Genomic DNA, 15,440 nt, shown 5'->3' with positions numbered 1-15,440 from the left:
TCCTGATAGCGCAGTGCGGCTATGCAGCAGCCCCGACTAGCCGTAACGACCGGTGATGTAGTCCTCGGTCTGTTTCTTGGCCGGATTGGTGAACAGGGTATCGGTATCGCCGAATTCCACCAGTTTGCCCATGTACATGAACGCCGTGTAGTCGGAAACCCGCGCCGCCTGTTGCATGTTGTGGGTCACGATGACGATGGTGAACTTGGACTTGAGCTCGTAGATCAGTTCTTCGACTTTCAGCGTCGAGATCGGATCCAGGGCCGAGCAAGGTTCGTCGAGCAGCAGCACTTCCGGCTCCACGGCGATGGTGCGGGCGATCACCAGACGCTGCTGTTGACCGCCGGACAGGCCCAGGGCCGACTCATGCAGACGGTCCTTGACCTCATCCCACAGCGCCGCGCCCTTGAGGGCCCATTCCACGGCTTCGTCGAGGATGCGCTTCTTGTTGATGCCTTGGATGCGCAAGCCGTAGACCACGTTCTCGTAGATGGTTTTCGGGAACGGGTTGGGCTTCTGGAACACCATGCCCACGCGACGACGCAACTCGGCCACGTCTTCGCCCTTGCGGTAGATGTTGTTGCCGTAGAGGTTGATTTCCCCTTCGACACGGCAGCCGTCCACCAGGTCGTTCATGCGGTTGAAGGTACGCAGCAAGGTTGATTTGCCGCAGCCCGACGGGCCGATGAACGCGGTGACGCGCTGTTTCGGGATATTCAGGCTGACGTCATACAGCGCCTGCTTGTCGCCGTAGAACAGGTTCAGGCCGGGCACTTCGATGGCGACGGTTTCCTGAGCCAGGTCCAGGCTCTGCTTGTCGCGGCCCAGGGCCGACATGTTGATGCCGTGTGTATGTGCTTCGTGTTGCATGGGAGGCTCCCTGTGCTAACAAATTCGGTTCGGAACGCCTTTGTGGCGGCCCCATAAAATTTCGGTGAACGCCGATCAGTGTGGGAGCGAGCTTGCTCGCGAAGGGGCCCTCGAGGCCGCCAGAAGCTTCGCGAGCAAGCCCGCTCCCACAGACAATCAACTATCCAGTGCCTTGTACTTCTCGCGCAGGTGGTTACGGATCCACACCGCCGACAGGTTGAGCGTGGCGATCACCAGCACCAGCAGCAGTGCCGTGGCGTACACCAGCGGTCGCGCCGCTTCGACGTTCGGGCTTTGGAAGCCCACGTCATAGATATGGAAGCCCAGGTGCATGATCTTCTGGTCCAAGTGCAGGTACGGGTAGTTGCCATCCAGCGGTAGCGACGGCGCCAGTTTCACCACGCCCACCAGCATCAACGGCGCCACTTCACCGGCAGCACGGGCCACGGCGAGGATCATGCCGGTCATCATCGCCGGGCTCGCCATGGGCAGGACGATTTTCCACAGGGTCTCGGCCTTGGTCGCGCCGAGGGCCAGGGAGCCTTCGCGCACCGTCCGCGGGATCCGCGCCAGGCCTTCCTCGGTGGCCACGATCACCACCGGCACCGCCAGCAGTGCCAGGGTCAGGGATGCCCAGAGCAGGCCCGGGGTGCCGAAGGTCGGCGCCGGCAAGGCCTCGGGGAAGAACAGGCGGTCGACCGAACCACCCAGCACGTAGACGAAGAAGCCCAAGCCAAACACACCGTAGACGATGGCCGGAACACCCGCCAGGTTGTTCACCGCGATGCGGATCAGGCGGGTCATCGGGCCTTGGCGGGCGTATTCACGCAGGTAGACCGCCGCCAGCACGCCGAACGGCGTCACGATCATCGCCATGATCAGGGTCATCATCACCGTGCCGAAAATCGCCGGGAAGATGCCACCTTCAGTGTTGGCTTCACGCGGGTCGTCGCTGAGGAATTCCCAGACCTTGCTGACGTAGAAACCCATCTTGGTGAACGTCCCCATGCCGTTTGGCTGGTAGGCGTGCACCACTTTGCCGATTTCGATTTCCACTTCCTTGCCGTTGGCATCGCGGGCGGTCAGGCTGTCGCGATTGAACTGCGCATGCAGGTCGGCCAGGCGCGCTTCGATGTCCTTGTAGCGGGCATTGAGCTCGGCGCGCTCGCTTTCCAGGTCGGCTTGGGCGGCGGCATCGAGCTTGCCGTCCAGTTCCAGTTTGCGGCCGTGCAGACGGATGCGTTCCAGGCCGGCGTTGATTGCACCGATGTCGACTTTTTCCAGGGTCTTGAGCTCGGAGGCCAACTGGTTGACGCGCTCTACGCGAGCCTGCAGTTGCGGCCAGGCGGCCTCGCCTTCGGCGATGACCTTGCCGTCTTCCTTGACGTTGACCAGGTAGCCGTAGAAGTTGCCCCACTCACGACGCTCGATGGCCATCAGCTCCGGCGGCGTGGTCTGGTTGGTCAGCCAGTCGCCGACGATCCAGGTGAAGTCGGTGCCATTCAGGTCCCGGTTGCCAACCTTGATCAGTTCGCGGGTCATGAACTCGGGGCCTTCGTCGGGCACCGGCAGACCAGCGCTTTTCAGGCGCTCACGAGGCACTTGTTCCTTCTGCACGACTTCGCCGACCACCAGGTGCGCAGGCATGCCCGGCACGTTGTAGCTGGCGTGGATCAGGTCCGCCGGCCAGAAGTGACCCAGGCCGCGTACGGCGATCACCGCCAGCAGGCCAATGGTCATGATGACCGCGATGGACACCGCGCCGCCGCTGATCCAGACGCCGGGGGCGCCGCTCTTGAACCATCCTTTCAGGGAGTTCTGTTTCACAGACTTCTACCTTTCTTAAAGCGACGAATATTTCTTGCGCAGACGCTGACGGATCAGCTCGGCGAGGGTGTTCATGACGAAGGTGAACAACAGCAGCACCAGGGCCGACAGGAACAGCACGCGATAATGGCTGCCGCCGACTTCCGACTCAGGCATCTCCACCGCCACGTTGGCCGCCAGGGTGCGCAGGCCCTCGAACAGGTTCATTTCCATGACCGGCGTGTTACCGGTGGCCATCAGCACGATCATGGTCTCGCCCACCGCACGGCCCATGCCGATCATCAGCGCCGAGAAGATGCCGGGGCTGGCGGTGAGGATCACCACGCGGGTCATGGTCTGCCATGGCGTGGCACCGAGGGCCAGGGAGCCCAGGGTCAAGCCGCGCGGCACGCTGAACACGGCGTCTTCGGCGATGGAATAGATGTTCGGGATCACCGCGAAGCCCATCGCCAGACCGACCACCAGGGCGTTGCGCTGGTCGTAGGTGATGCCCAGGTCATGGGAGATCCACATGCGCATGTCGCCGCCAAAGAACCACGCTTCCATGTACGGGCTCATGTACAGCGAGAGCCAGCCCACGAACAGGATCACCGGGATCAGCAGGGCGCTTTCCCAGCCGTCCGGCACTCTCAGGCGAATGGATTCCGGCAGCCGGCTGAAGACGAAACCGGCGACCAGGATGCCAATTGGCAGCAACATCAGCAGGCTGAAAATACCCGGCAGGTGCCCTTCGACGTACGGCGCCAGGAACAGGCCGGCGAAGAACCCGAGGATCACCGTCGGCATCGCTTCCATCAGTTCGATCACCGGCTTGACCTTGCGGCGCATGCCCGGGGCCATGAAGTAGGCGGTGTAGATCGCGGCGGCAATGGCCAGCGGCGCAGCCAGCAACATCGCGTAGAACGCCGCTTTCAAGGTGCCGAAGGTCAGCGGCGAAAGGCTCATCTTGGGTTCGAAGTCGGTGTTGGCGGCGGTCGATTGCCAGACGTACTTGGGTTCGTCGTAGTTTTCGTACCAGACCTTGCTCCACAACGCGCTCCACGACACTTCCGGGTGCGGATTGTCCAGCGTCAAGGGTTGCAGCTTGCCGCCCTGTTCAACGATCAGGCGGTTGGCCCGTGGCGACATGCCGAACAGGCCCTGGCCGTCGACCACCTGGTCCACCAGCAGAGTACGGTGGGCGGTGCTGTGGAACACGCCCAGCTTGCCGGCGGCGTCGAGCGCAACAAAGCCTTTGCGACGTTCTTCGGCGCTGATCTCGACGATGGGCGTGCTGCCCATCTGGAAGGTGCGAATCTGTTTGAAGCGCAACTCGCCGTCCGGATCGCGGGCCATGAACCACTGGGCCAGGCCGCCCTTGGAGTCGCCGACGATCAGCGAGATCCCGCCCACCAGCTGGGTGGCGGCGGTGACTTGGGCGTCGGCGTTCTCGAGCAGTTTGTAGCGGCCATTGAGGCTCTTGTCCCGCAGGCTGAACACATCGGCCTGGGCACGTCCGTTGATCACATACAGCCATTGCTGGCGCGGGTCGACGAAAATGTTCTTCACCGGCTCAGTCATTTGTGGCAGGTCGATGCGCGTCTGCTCGCTGGTAACCTCACCGGTCATCATGTTTTCTTCGCTGGTGAGCGACAGCACTTGCAGCTGGGCACCGCTGGAACCGGCCAGCAGCAGGGTCGAATCGGTGGCGTTGAGGCTGACATGTTCCAGGGCCATGCCCTGTTCGTTCAACGCGATCGGCGTCTCGCCGTAAGGATATTCGACGGCGGGCGAGATGGTTTTCTTGCCGTCCGGGTAGCTGACCTTATAGGTGTGACGGAATACCAAGGCCTGGCCGTTGGACAGACCGATCGCCACCAATGGGCTGCCGGGCTGGTCTTCGCCAATGGCAGTCACGCTGGCGCCAGCCGGAATCGGCAGGTCGACGCGGCGCAGTTCGGCACCGCTGTCGAGGTCGTAGAACAGCGCCTGGCCCTTGTCGGAAACCCGCATGGCCACTTGGTTCTGTTCTTCGATGGCGATCATCAGCGGTTTGCCGGCGTCTTGCATCCAGGCCGGGGTGATCGAGTCCTTGGCCGTCAGGTCCGCGCCCTGGAACAGGGGCAGCACGACGTAGGCCAGGAAGAAGAAGATCAACGTAATGGCGGCGAGGACGGCGAGGCCGCCGACCAGCACGTACCAGCGGGTCAGGCGATCCTTGAGCGCGCGAATGCGGCGCTTGCGTTGCAGCTCAGGCGTATTGAAGTCAATGCGCTTGGGAGGGGAAGTCGTAGTCATTGTGGAATTGGCCAGATCATTCATGCGCACACCCTAGCGATCCTGTATGACAGAAAGATGACAATGCAGTGACGCAACAAATCCGCCGCCGACAGAAAGCGGCAGCGGACAGGAATTTGGGTTGTGGGAGCAACCTTCACTCCCACAGGAGTCCGGGCGTAGGCCCGGGCTCAGGTATTACTTCTTGGCGACGCTGCCGCCTTCTTGCAGACCCAGGTCAGCCAGTGCCTTGGCGGCTACTTTGGCTGGCAGCGGGATGTAGCCGTCCTTGACTACAACTTCCTGGCCTTGCTTGGACAGGATCAGCTTCACGAACTCGGCTTCCAGCGGGGCCAGAGGCTTGTTCGGTGCCTTGTTGACGTAAACGTAGAGGAAGCGCGACAGCGGGTACTTGCCGTTCAGGGCGTTTTCTTCGGTGTCTTCGATGAACTCGCCGCCTTCTTTCTTGGCCAGGGCAACGGTTTTCACGCTGGCGGTCTTGTAGCCGATACCCGAGTAGCCAACGCCGTTGAGCGAGCTGCTGATCGACTGTACAACCGAGGCCGAGCCAGGCTGTTCATTGACGTTGGACTTGTAGTCGCCTTTGCACAGGGCTTCTTCTTTGAAGTAGCCGTAGGTGCCGGATACCGAGTTACGACCGAACAACTGGACTGGCTTGTTGGCCAGGTCACCGGTCACGCCCAGGTCGCCCCAGGTCTTGACGTCAGCCTTGGCGCCGCACAGACGAGTGGAGGAGAAAATCGCATCAACCTGAGCCATGGTCAGGCCTTTGATCGGGTTGTCCTTGTGTACGAATACCGCCAGGGCGTCCACGGCAACCGGGATGGCGGTAGGCTTGTAACCGTATTTGGTTTCGAAAGCCTGCAGCTCGTTGTCCTTCATCTTGCGGCTCATCGGGCCCAGGTTGGAGGTGCCTTCGGTGAGCGCGGGTGGCGCGGTGGAAGAACCGGCAGCCTGAATCTGGATGTTTACGTTCGGGTATTCTTTCTTGTAGTTCTCGGCCCACAAGGTCATCAGGTTAGCCAGGGTATCGGAGCCGACGCTGGACAGGTTGCCCGATACACCAGTGGTCTTGGTGTAAGACGGAATTGCCGGGTCAACACCAGCGGCAACCGCGCTGGCAGTCGCAACGCCAGCAGCGACAAACGTCATTGCCGCCATCAAACGCTTCAGTTTCATGCCTTACTCCTAGCAGATAGGGTGTGTTAAGTCGGCCAAGTATCGGTAAGCCGTGTGAACACTCTATGGCTGAAATATGACAATTGGATGAAAGGCCAGTATCGAGTTTTACAAGATGATTCATGCAGCCCCAATCGCGAGCAAGCTCGCTCCCACAGGGGCTTTGCGGTGAACGCAGAACCCTTGTGGGAGCGAGCTTGCTCGCGATGAGGCCAGTGCAGTCAGTGAAAGATTCGGTCCTAGCGCCCCTTCTTCCAGAGATACCCGCCCACCACAATCCCGATCCCGCAAATGGCCGCCACGTAATACGCCGGCCCCATCGAGCTCTCTTTCAACAGCAGAGTCACGATCATCGGCGTCAACCCGCCGAAAATTGCATAGGCCAGGTTGTAGGAGAACGACAAGCCGCTGAAGCGCACCACGGCCGGGAAGGCATTGACCATCACATAGGGCACCGCGCCGATGGTGCCCACCAGCAGGCCACTCAAGGCATACAGCGGGAACAGCCACTCGGGGTGATCGAACAGGCAGTGGTAGAAGGTCCAGAAGGTGATCAACAGCAAACCGCTGCCGAAGACAAACACCCGGCCGGCGCCAAAACGGTCGGCCAGCACACCCGCACCGATGCAACCGAAACTCAGGAACACGATCGCCAGGCTGTTGGCCTGCAACGCGATGGTCGGACTGAAGTGGTACACCGTCTGCAGCACGGTCGGTGTCATCAGGATGACCACAATGACGCCGGCCGACAGCAGCCAGGTCAACAGCATGGAAATGGCGATGGCGCCGCGATGATCACGCAGCACGGCCCGCAGCGGCACTTCCTCGGCCAGGGCCTTGCGCAGTTGCAGCTCGGCGAACACCGGGGTTTCGTGCAACCAGCGGCGCAGATACACCGAAAACAGCCCGAACACGCCACCCAGCAGGAACGGGATCCGCCAGGCGTAATCGGCCACTTCCACGGGTGTATAAATGCTGTTGATCGCCGTGGCGACCAGCGAACCCAACAAAATTCCCGCCGTCAGGCCGCAGGTCAGCGTGCCGCAGGCATAGCCGATGTGGCGCGCCGGAACGTGTTCGGAAACGAATACCCAGGCACCCGGCACTTCCCCGCCGATGGCCGCGCCCTGGATCACCCGCATCAGCAACAGCAGGATAGGCGCCCACATGCCGATCTGCGCATAAGTGGGCAGCAGCCCCATGATCAGGGTCGGCACGGCCATCATGAAAATGCTCAGGGTGAACATCTTCTTGCGCCCCAGCAGGTCGCCGAAATGGGCCATGACGATCCCGCCCAGCGGCCGGGCCAGGTAACCGGCGGCAAAAATGCCGAACGTCTGCATCAAGCGCAGCCACTCGGGCATTTCGGCAGGGAAGAACAATTTGCCGACCACGGTGGCAAAGAACACGAAAATGATGAAATCGTAGAACTCCAGCGCACCGCCCAAAGCAGAAAGCGACAGGGTCTTGTAATCGTTGCGGGTCAGTGGACGTGCCGGTTGTGCGGGCGTCGCCGTGCTCGAAGGCGCAGTGGTCATGGCAAGGACTTCTCTTATAGTTGGTTCTGCAACCCTGTTAACACGGGTTGGGGGCCTGGGCAGGTCCGGCACGATAGCAAATTGTTCGAAAAAGCACATAGAGGTGCGTATTTGATAGTCAAAATCAGAACCGAGTGGTCGTCTCGACGTCTATCGCCCGATATACTCGCAACCTTGCAGTACTCTGTAAGGGGTTGCTGTGCGAAAACGTCGTTGGTGGCGTAGTACCAGAACCAGCCGGTTTCGCAGAGTTTCCCTTTGGCACGCCTTTACGAAAAACGTGACGAACGCAGTATGTTCGGGCTGAATCGTTTTTTACAAAGACGGCTATTCACCTGAAGTACAAGACAGCGTTACGGGTCAGAGGCACCCCCGGCATGATAGAGCTCGAACAAGAAGATCCAATCCCGCAAGGCGACCTGGCCCTGCAAATCACCGCGCTCCCTCGCGAGACCAACGGTTTCGGCGATATTTTCGGCGGCTGGCTGGTGTCCCAGATGGACCTGGCCGGCACGGCCATGGCCAGCAAAGTGGCGGGCGGACGCGTGGCTACCGTGGCGATCGATCGCATGGCGTTCCTCGTGCCGGTGGCGGTGGGGGCGCAGCTTTCCTTTTATACCCAGGCGCTGGAAATCGGCCGCAGCTCGATCCAGATGATGGTCGAGGTCTGGAGCGACGACCCGCTGTCCAGTGAATGGCGCAAGGTGACCGAGGCGGTATTTGTCTTCGTCGCCATCGACGGCAGCGGTCGCACCCGCTCGGTTCCGCCGCGCGCCCGTTAAACACGGCGACCGTTTTGCGGTCCATTGCAGTCCCTGTTCCCGAGCGAGATTTGCAACATGCCTACGCCCAACGTCGAAGCCGTCAAACTGGATGAACTGAACGCCTGGCGTATCCGCCACGGTCAGGCCGAGTTGCTGGTGGCCCAACAAGGCGCGCATATCCTCAGCTATCAAGTGGACGGCCAGCCGCCGCTGATCTGGCTCAACGACCAGGCCACGTTCAAGGCCGGCAAAAGCATCCGCGCCGGCGTGCCGGTGTGCTGGCCGTGGTTCGGCAACCTGACGCGCAACCCCGACAGCGTACAGGCCATGCGCGTGAGCAACGACCCGGCCACCGCCCACGGCCTGGTGCGGGCGATGGATTGGTCGTTGAAGGGCATCGAAGCCGAAGGCGAAAGCCTCAAGGTGGAATTCGTGCTGCCCTACCCCGAGAACGGCCTCCCTGGCTGGCCTCATCAGGTCGACCTGACGCTGACCATCGTGATGGACGAGCAACTGCACATCCGCCTCACCAGCCATAACCGTGGCAGCGACACCGTCAGCCTCAGCCAGGCGCTGCACAGCTACTTTGCCGTGAGCGACGTGTGCAACGTGCAGGTCGAAGGGGTGGATGGCTTGAGCTATATCGAGACCCTGGACGACTGGAAAACCGTTACCCAGGCCGGCAACCTGCACTTTACTGGCGAGACCGACCGCATCTACCTCGATACCCCGCCAAAGCTGAGCATCATTGACCCGCAGTGGGAACGCCGGATCGAGCTGACCAGCAACGGTTCGCGCTCGGCGGTGATCTGGAACCCCTGGACCGAACGCGCCAAGGCCTTCAGCGACATGGCCGACGACGGCTGGCAGCGCATGCTGTGCATCGAGACAGCCAATGTGATGGACGATGTGGTGACGTTGTTGCCACAGGCCAGCCATACCCTGGGCGTGAGCATCGGCAGCAAGCCGCTCTAAGCCACACTGAAAATCCCCATGTGGGAGCGAGCCTGCTCGCGATAGCGGTGTATCAGTCAATGCAAATATTGACTGTCAGTCCGCTATCGCGAGCAGGCTCGCTCCCACAGTGGACTCGTACCAGACCTACAAATCCGCCTCCTGCACCACCCGCACCTTCTGCGCCTCCAGTGCATACGCCGCACTCGCCAGATCATTGTCGACCTTTTCGATCTTCAACGTGCCGGTCACCCACAGCGGTGTATAGATGTCGTCCAGCTTCAGGCCCTTGGGAAAGCGCACCAGCACCAACTGGTTAGGCGGCGGTGGCGGGACGTGGATGCAGGCGCCGGGGTAGGGCACCAGGAAAAACAGCGTGCTGCGGCCCTTGGCGTCGGTTTCCAGCGGTACCGGGTAACCGCCGATGCGGATGTGTTTGTCATTCATCGCCGCCACGGTCTTGGTCGAATACATCACCGCCGGCAAGCCTTTGCTTTGCTTCAGGCCACCTTTTTCGGTGAAGGTGCCATTGGCTTCCGGGGAGTTGTGGTCGATATCGGGCATGGCCTCGAGGGCTTTCTGGTCCGACTTGGGCATCAGTTCGAGCCAGTCGGTTTCCGGCAGTTCGGCAGCATGGGCCAGGCCACTGCCCAGCAGAAGAAGGGTCAACACTAGACGGCGCATGAAAGGGCTCGGCAATGAGTGGAAAGTGAACCGCCGAGCATTCTAGCCCCCTCTGCGCGCCAGGCAGAGAGGGCTTTATCGCATTTGAATCAGTTTCTTTTGATCAGGCCGTAGATCACCAGCAATACCACTGCGCCCACCAGGGCACCGATGAAACCAGCACCTTGGCCGGCCTGGTAGATGCCCAGGGCCTGGCCGCCGTACGTGGCCGCCAACGAACCGCCGATACCGAGCAGGATGGTCATGATCCAGCCCATGCTGTCATCGCCCGGCTTCAGGAAGCGTGCCAGCAGGCCAACGATCAAGCCGATAAAAATGGTTCCGATGATTCCCATGGCATTACCCTCTGGTTAAAACGCTAAGCCAAAGCCTGGACAGGATTTGGCACTTAGCCATGAGAGAGATTAGCCGACGAATGGTTCCACCAATGCTGCAGATTATTGCTCGGCGATCAGTGTCTCGACCTTGATGATCTGCTGGGCCAGCGTCGCCCGGTCAGCACAGCGCAGGTTGGCATGACCGACCTTGCGCCCGACCTTGAACGCCTTGCCATAGTGATGCAAATGGCAGTCAGCGATCGACAGGACTTTCTCGCTGTCCGGCACCTTGCCGATGAAGTTGAGCATCGCGCTCTCGCCGACCTTGGCGGTCGACCCCAGCGGCAGCCCCGCCACCGCCCGCAGGTGGTTTTCGAACTGGCTGCACTCGGCGCCTTCGGTGGTCCAGTGCCCGGAGTTGTGGACCCGAGGGGCGATTTCGTTGGCCTTGAGGCCACCGTCCACTTCAAAGAACTCGAACGCCATCACGCCGACATAGTCGAGCTGCTTGAGCACCCGGCTGGAATAGTCCTCGGCCAGGGCCTGCAACGGATGATCGGTGCTGGCCACGGACAGCTTGAGGATGCCGTCCTTGTGAGTGTTGTGCACCAGCGGGTAGAAGCGGATCTCACCGTCGCGGGCACGCACGGCGATCAGCGAAACTTCCCCGGTGAACGGCACGAAGCCTTCCAGCAAGCAGGCCACGCTGCCGAGCTCGGCGAACGTGCCGACCACGTCTTCAGGCTTGCGCAAGACTTTCTGGCCCTTGCCGTCGTAACCCAGGGTGCGGGTCTTGAGCACGGCGGGCAGGCCGATGGCAGCGACGGCAGCGTCCAGGTCGGCCTGGGACTGAATGTCGGCGAAGGCTGGCGTGGGGATGCCCAGGTCCTTGAACATGTTCTTTTCGAACCAGCGGTCACGGGCGATCCGCAAGGCTTCGGCGCTCGGGTAGACCGGGACGAACTGGGACAGGAAGGCCACGGTTTCGGCCGGGACGCTTTCGAACTCGAAGGTCACCAGGTCAACTTCATCGGCCAATTGGCGCAGGTGATCCTGGTCGCCGTAGTCGGCCCGCAGGTGTTCACCCAGTGCCGCGGCGCAGGCGTCCGGCGCCGGATCCAGGAAAGCGAAGTTCATCCCCAGCGGTGTACCTGCCAGGGCCAACATGCGACCCAACTGGCCGCCACCGATTACACCGATCTTCATTCGTCAACAACCTCAGGCAATGCGTGGGTCTGGATTGTCCAGGACGCTGTCTGTCTGCTCAGCGCGGAATTTTTTCAGCACGGTATGAAATTGTGGGTGCTTGGCGCCCAGGATGCTCGCCGACAGCAGGGCCGCGTTGATCGCGCCGGCCTTGCCGATGGCCAGGGTCGCGACCGGGATACCGGCCGGCATCTGCACGATCGACAGCAGCGAATCGACACCCGAGAGCATCGCAGACTGGACCGGCACGCCCAGCACCGGCAGGTGGGTCTTGGCCGCACACATGCCTGGCAAATGGGCGGCGCCACCGGCACCGGCGATGATCACCTCGATGCCACGCGCCTCGGCCTCTTCGGCGTACTGGAACAGCAGGTCCGGGGTACGGTGGGCGGAGACCACTTTCACCTCGTAAGGGATGCCGAGCTTTTCCAGCATATCGGCGGTGTGGCTAAGGGTGGACCAATCGGACTTGGAGCCCATGATCACGCCAACCAGTGCACTCATCGTCGTGCCTCTTCTCTCTGGGCGCCCGCAGGCGCGTCAAAAAACAACAAGCCACGCAGGAAACCGGCGTGGCTTGTTGTACGAATTATGGCCGGGCAAGCCGACCGAAGGCCGGGCAGTATACCGAAAATGGTGCGTTAAACGCACTTTCGCCGACCATCTGTCATTTGCGGTGAAGTGGCGGTTTTATTGACTCGCAGGTCAGCAGAACAACGACACAAATCCCTTGTGGGAGCGAGCTTGCTCGCGATAGCGATAGGTCAGTCAATGCAACTGTGAATATCAGTCCGTCATCGCGAGCAAGCTCGCTCCCACAAGGGCTCGGTAATGCCCCTGATATCAGTGACATCCCACAAAGGGGACTGCGTTGGATTCAAGATCCAATAGCACCCTGCGCCACGCCACCTTCAAGCTTGCGCCACAACAACCGCACATTGGCCTTGCGCACCAAGGCGCAGCGGTACAGGCGAATCTCCAACGGCACGTGCCATTGCGTCCCGCCGCAGATCACCAGCTCACCCCGGGCCAGTTCGGCGCGTACGCTCAGGTGCGGCACCCAGGCGATGCCCAGGCCTTCCAGGGCCATGCTTTTCAGGCTGTCGGCCATGGCCGTCTCGTAGATCGTGGTGAACCGCAGTGCCCGCTGGCGCAACAACTGGTTGACCGAACGCCCGAGGAACGCCCCGGCGCTGTAGGCCAGCAGCGGCACGCTGGCCTCGCCTTCAAGGTCGAACAGCGGCTTGCCATCGGCATCGGCGGCGCACACCGGGAGCATCTCGGTCTGGCCCAGGTGCAGCGACGGGAAGATCTCCGGGTCCATCTGCATGGCCGAATCCGGGTCGTAGAAGGCCAACATCAGGTCGCAGCCCCCTTCACGCAAGGCGTGGACGGCATCGCCGACGTTGGTCGCCACCAGCCGCGTGGCGATGTTCATCCCTTCGTTGCGCAATTGCGCAATCCAGCGCGGGAAAAAGCCCAGCGCCAGGGAGTGGGCAGCGGCCACTTGGATGACTTCGCCCTGCCCGCCTTCCAGGTGATGCAAATGACGCAACACTTCACCCAGTTGCTCGACCACCGTGCGCGCCGTCACCAGGAACAACTGCCCCGCCGCCGTCAGCTCGACGGGCGTGCGCGAACGGTTGACCAGGGTCAGCCCCAGCGCCGCCTCGAGGCTGCGGATTCGCCGGCTGAATGCCGGTTGCGTCACGAAACGCCGCTCGGCCGCCTGGGAGAAACTGCGGGTAGCGGCCAGGGCACTGAAGTCCTCAAGCCATTTGCTTTCAAGATTCATCACGTCCTCCCTTACACGCACCAAAACAGGTCACACGTCCGTCGCACCGCCGACGTCACACCGACATTATGCCGAATATGCATAGGCCAGTGCTTAACAGCATTGGCCCTATTTTTTTCCAGAGCCTAGGATTCGCAGCGTTCCGGCTCAGACCGGGTCCTTATCGAGATGATTTCTATCATGTCCTCCGCTGCATCATTCCGCACAGAAAAAGACCTGCTTGGCGTACTCGAAGTACCGGCGCAAGCGTATTACGGCATCCAGACCCTACGAGCGGTAAACAACTTCCGTCTCTCGGGCGTCCCGATCTCGCATTACCCTAAACTGGTGGTCGGTCTGGCAATGGTCAAACAGGCCGCCGCTGACGCCAACCGCGAACTGGGCCAGCTCAGCGAAGCCAAGCACGCCGCCATCAGTGAAGCCTGTGCACGATTGATCCGCGGCGATTTCCACGAAGAATTCGTGGTGGACATGATCCAGGGCGGCGCCGGCACGTCGACCAACATGAATGCCAACGAAGTCATCGCCAACATCGCGCTGGAGGCCATGGGCCACCAGAAAGGCGAGTACCAGTACCTGCACCCCAACAACGACGTGAACATGGCGCAGTCCACCAACGACGCCTACCCAACCGCGATCCGCCTGGGTCTGCTGCTGGGCCACGATGCGTTGCTGGCCAGCCTCGACAGCCTGATCCAGGCGTTCGCGGCCAAAGGTGAAGAATTCAGCCACGTCCTGAAAATGGGTCGCACCCAGCTGCAAGACGCCGTGCCGATGACCCTCGGCCAGGAATTCCGCGCCTTCGCCACCACCCTGAGCGAAGACCTGGCGCGCCTGAAAACCCTGGCGCCTGAACTGCTCACTGAAGTGAACCTGGGCGGCACCGCCATCGGCACCGGCATCAACGCCGACCCGCGCTACCAGGCCCTGGCCGTACAGCGCCTGGCAACCATCAGCGGCCAGCCGCTGGTTCCGGCCGCCGACCTGATCGAAGCCACCTCCGACATGGGCGCCTTCGTGCTGTTCTCCGGCATGCTCAAGCGCACCGCGGTCAAGCTGTCGAAGATCTGCAACGACCTGCGCCTGCTGTCCAGCGGCCCACGCACCGGCATCAACGAAATCAACCTGCCGGCCCGCCAGCCAGGCAGCTCGATCATGCCCGGCAAGGTCAACCCGGTAATCCCGGAAGCGGTCAACCAGGTGGCGTTCCAGATCATCGGCAACGACCTGGCCCTGACCATCGCGGCCGAAGGCGGCCAACTGCAGCTGAACGTGATGGAACCGCTGATCGCCTTCAAGATCTTCGACTCGATCCGCCTGCTGCAACGGGCCATGGACATGCTGCGCGAGCACTGCATCGTCGGCATCACCGCCAACGAAGCGCGGTGCCGTGAACTGGTCGAGCACTCGATCGGCCTGGTCACCGCCCTGAACCCGTACATCGGCTATGAAAACGCCACCCGCATCGCCCGTGTAGCCCTGGAAAGTGGCCGCGGCGTGCTGGAACTGGTGCGCGAAGAAGGCTTGCTCGACGACGCCATGCTCGACGACATCCTGCGCCCGGAAAACATGATTGCTCCGCGTCTGGTCCCGCTCAAAGCGTGATCGACACGACCACCGCTCACCAGGTCGAGGGACTAGACACCTCTCACCTTTTGAGGGCTTGGGGATCTTCCCCAAGCCCTTTTTTTAATTGATAGCAGCCAAGGATGACTGAACCTGTGGGAAGGAACCTGCTCGTGATAAACGACGACGCGCTGCCCGTTGTAAACCGCGTCGCCAGCCAACGCGAGCAGGCTCGCCCCCACAATAACCTGACCGAAAGGCCAGGTGTTTCAAAGGATTCGTTTCGTCGGACGCACCACAACTGTGCAGACGGGCACCGCGCTGATAGGTATAGTGCCGCCCCTCTTCGCATGAGCGGTCGTCTGCAGCGAGATCCTTAAACATGCGAAAACCGAACTAATAACAAACCCGCGAAAATGGACCGGGACGAAACATCGCCTCACCTGTTGGGCCGCGCGCCGAC

Annotated in this window: 13 protein-coding genes; 3 read left to right on the top strand and 10 right to left on the bottom strand. The window is 61.4% G+C overall.

From position 1 onward, the window contains the following. Positions 1 to 36 precede the first annotated feature (36 nt). The 5 genes from pstB to HU749_RS01480 all read right to left on the bottom strand — a co-directional run bounded on the left by pstB (position 37) and on the right by HU749_RS01480 (position 7,691). The gene (pstB, locus tag HU749_RS01500) at positions 37 to 870 is read right to left on the bottom strand and encodes a phosphate ABC transporter ATP-binding protein PstB (RefSeq protein WP_014335891.1); all 834 of its coding nucleotides are present in this window, start codon (positions 868 to 870) and stop codon (positions 37 to 39) included. 156 nt (positions 871 to 1,026) lie between these two features. Beyond that, positions 1,027 to 2,697: a phosphate ABC transporter permease PstA gene (pstA, locus tag HU749_RS01495; protein ID WP_046064704.1), complete on the bottom strand. Its 1,671-nt coding sequence runs from the start codon at positions 2,695 to 2,697 to the stop codon at positions 1,027 to 1,029. Positions 2,698 to 2,712: 15 nt separating this feature from the next. Next, positions 2,713 to 4,746 carry an ABC transporter permease subunit gene (locus HU749_RS01490; protein ID WP_186649599.1) on the bottom strand — a complete coding sequence of 678 codons (2,034 nt, stop codon included), beginning with the start codon at positions 4,744 to 4,746 and terminating at the stop codon, positions 2,713 to 2,715. 405 nt (positions 4,747 to 5,151) lie between these two features. Beyond that, positions 5,152 to 6,153, bottom strand: coding sequence for a phosphate ABC transporter substrate-binding protein PstS (locus HU749_RS01485; protein ID WP_046064702.1), 1,002 nt, complete (start codon positions 6,151 to 6,153; stop codon positions 5,152 to 5,154). A 239-nt stretch (positions 6,154 to 6,392) separates the two neighbouring features. Continuing rightward, positions 6,393 to 7,691 (bottom strand): MFS transporter, encoded by a 1,299-nt coding sequence (locus HU749_RS01480; protein ID WP_014335887.1) that lies wholly within the window; start codon positions 7,689 to 7,691, stop codon positions 6,393 to 6,395. Between the two features lie 377 nt (positions 7,692 to 8,068). On the opposite strand from HU749_RS01480, the gene HU749_RS01475 reads away from it, so the two are divergent. Together HU749_RS01475 and HU749_RS01470 are read left to right on the top strand one after the other, a co-directional pair. Beyond that, positions 8,069 to 8,473: an acyl-CoA thioesterase gene (locus HU749_RS01475; protein WP_003177184.1), complete on the top strand. Its 405-nt coding sequence runs from the start codon at positions 8,069 to 8,071 to the stop codon at positions 8,471 to 8,473. Between the two features lie 57 nt (positions 8,474 to 8,530). Next, positions 8,531 to 9,430: a D-hexose-6-phosphate mutarotase gene (locus tag HU749_RS01470; protein ID WP_186649566.1), complete on the top strand. Its 900-nt coding sequence runs from the start codon at positions 8,531 to 8,533 to the stop codon at positions 9,428 to 9,430. Positions 9,431 to 9,556: 126 nt separating this feature from the next. Here HU749_RS01470 and HU749_RS01465 read toward each other — a convergent pair whose 3' ends face one another. From HU749_RS01465 to HU749_RS01445, 5 genes are all read right to left on the bottom strand, one after another. Beyond that, positions 9,557 to 10,093, bottom strand: coding sequence for a DUF3299 domain-containing protein (locus tag HU749_RS01465; RefSeq protein ID WP_186649564.1), 537 nt, complete (start codon positions 10,091 to 10,093; stop codon positions 9,557 to 9,559). An 89-nt stretch (positions 10,094 to 10,182) separates the two neighbouring features. Further along, positions 10,183 to 10,428, bottom strand: a complete 246-nt coding sequence (locus HU749_RS01460) for a GlsB/YeaQ/YmgE family stress response membrane protein (protein WP_003196372.1) — start codon at positions 10,426 to 10,428, stop codon at positions 10,183 to 10,185. Between the two features lie 102 nt (positions 10,429 to 10,530). Further along, on the bottom strand, positions 10,531 to 11,616 hold the full coding sequence (locus HU749_RS01455; RefSeq protein ID WP_018604709.1) for a 5-(carboxyamino)imidazole ribonucleotide synthase: 1,086 nt from the start codon (positions 11,614 to 11,616) through the stop codon (positions 10,531 to 10,533). 12 nt (positions 11,617 to 11,628) lie between these two features. Next, positions 11,629 to 12,120 carry a 5-(carboxyamino)imidazole ribonucleotide mutase gene (gene purE, locus HU749_RS01450; RefSeq protein ID WP_018604706.1) on the bottom strand — a complete coding sequence of 164 codons (492 nt, stop codon included), beginning with the start codon at positions 12,118 to 12,120 and terminating at the stop codon, positions 11,629 to 11,631. A gap of 373 nt (positions 12,121 to 12,493) precedes the next feature. Beyond that, positions 12,494 to 13,411 carry a LysR substrate-binding domain-containing protein gene (locus HU749_RS01445; protein WP_046064699.1) on the bottom strand — a complete coding sequence of 306 codons (918 nt, stop codon included), beginning with the start codon at positions 13,409 to 13,411 and terminating at the stop codon, positions 12,494 to 12,496. Between the two features lie 180 nt (positions 13,412 to 13,591). Here HU749_RS01445 and aspA point away from each other — a divergent pair, with 180 nt between their 5' ends. Next, on the top strand, positions 13,592 to 15,016 hold the full coding sequence (gene aspA / locus HU749_RS01440; RefSeq protein WP_003196363.1) for an aspartate ammonia-lyase: 1,425 nt from the start codon (positions 13,592 to 13,594) through the stop codon (positions 15,014 to 15,016). Positions 15,017 to 15,440: the final 424 nt, after the last annotated feature.

The sequence above is a fragment of the Pseudomonas ogarae genome (genome assembly GCF_014268695.2).
Classification (GTDB): Bacteria; Pseudomonadota; Gammaproteobacteria; order Pseudomonadales; family Pseudomonadaceae; genus Aquipseudomonas; species Aquipseudomonas kilonensis.
This window is presented reverse-complemented; position numbering and strand designations above follow the sequence as displayed.

Excerpts from the sequence above, each read along its gene's own strand:
- pstB (WP_014335891.1), bottom strand. The coding sequence starts at position 870 with ATGCAACACGAAGCACATACACACGGCATCAACATGTCGGCCCTGGGC.
- HU749_RS01490 (WP_186649599.1), bottom strand. The coding sequence starts at position 4,746 with ATGCAAGACGCCGGCAAACCGCTGATGATCGCCATCGAAGAACAGAAC.
- HU749_RS01485 (WP_046064702.1), bottom strand. The coding sequence starts at position 6,153 with ATGAAACTGAAGCGTTTGATGGCGGCAATGACGTTTGTCGCTGCTGGC.
- HU749_RS01480 (WP_014335887.1), bottom strand. The coding sequence starts at position 7,691 with ATGACCACTGCGCCTTCGAGCACGGCGACGCCCGCACAACCGGCACGT.
- HU749_RS01475 (WP_003177184.1), top strand. The coding sequence starts at position 8,069 with ATGATAGAGCTCGAACAAGAAGATCCAATCCCGCAAGGCGACCTGGCC.
- HU749_RS01470 (WP_186649566.1), top strand. The coding sequence starts at position 8,531 with ATGCCTACGCCCAACGTCGAAGCCGTCAAACTGGATGAACTGAACGCC.
- HU749_RS01465 (WP_186649564.1), bottom strand. The coding sequence starts at position 10,093 with ATGCGCCGTCTAGTGTTGACCCTTCTTCTGCTGGGCAGTGGCCTGGCC.
- HU749_RS01460 (WP_003196372.1), bottom strand. The coding sequence starts at position 10,428 with ATGGGAATCATCGGAACCATTTTTATCGGCTTGATCGTTGGCCTGCTG.
- HU749_RS01455 (WP_018604709.1), bottom strand. The coding sequence starts at position 11,616 with ATGAAGATCGGTGTAATCGGTGGCGGCCAGTTGGGTCGCATGTTGGCC.
- purE (WP_018604706.1), bottom strand. The coding sequence starts at position 12,120 with ATGAGTGCACTGGTTGGCGTGATCATGGGCTCCAAGTCCGATTGGTCC.
- HU749_RS01445 (WP_046064699.1), bottom strand. The coding sequence starts at position 13,411 with ATGAATCTTGAAAGCAAATGGCTTGAGGACTTCAGTGCCCTGGCCGCT.
- aspA (WP_003196363.1), top strand. The coding sequence starts at position 13,592 with ATGTCCTCCGCTGCATCATTCCGCACAGAAAAAGACCTGCTTGGCGTA.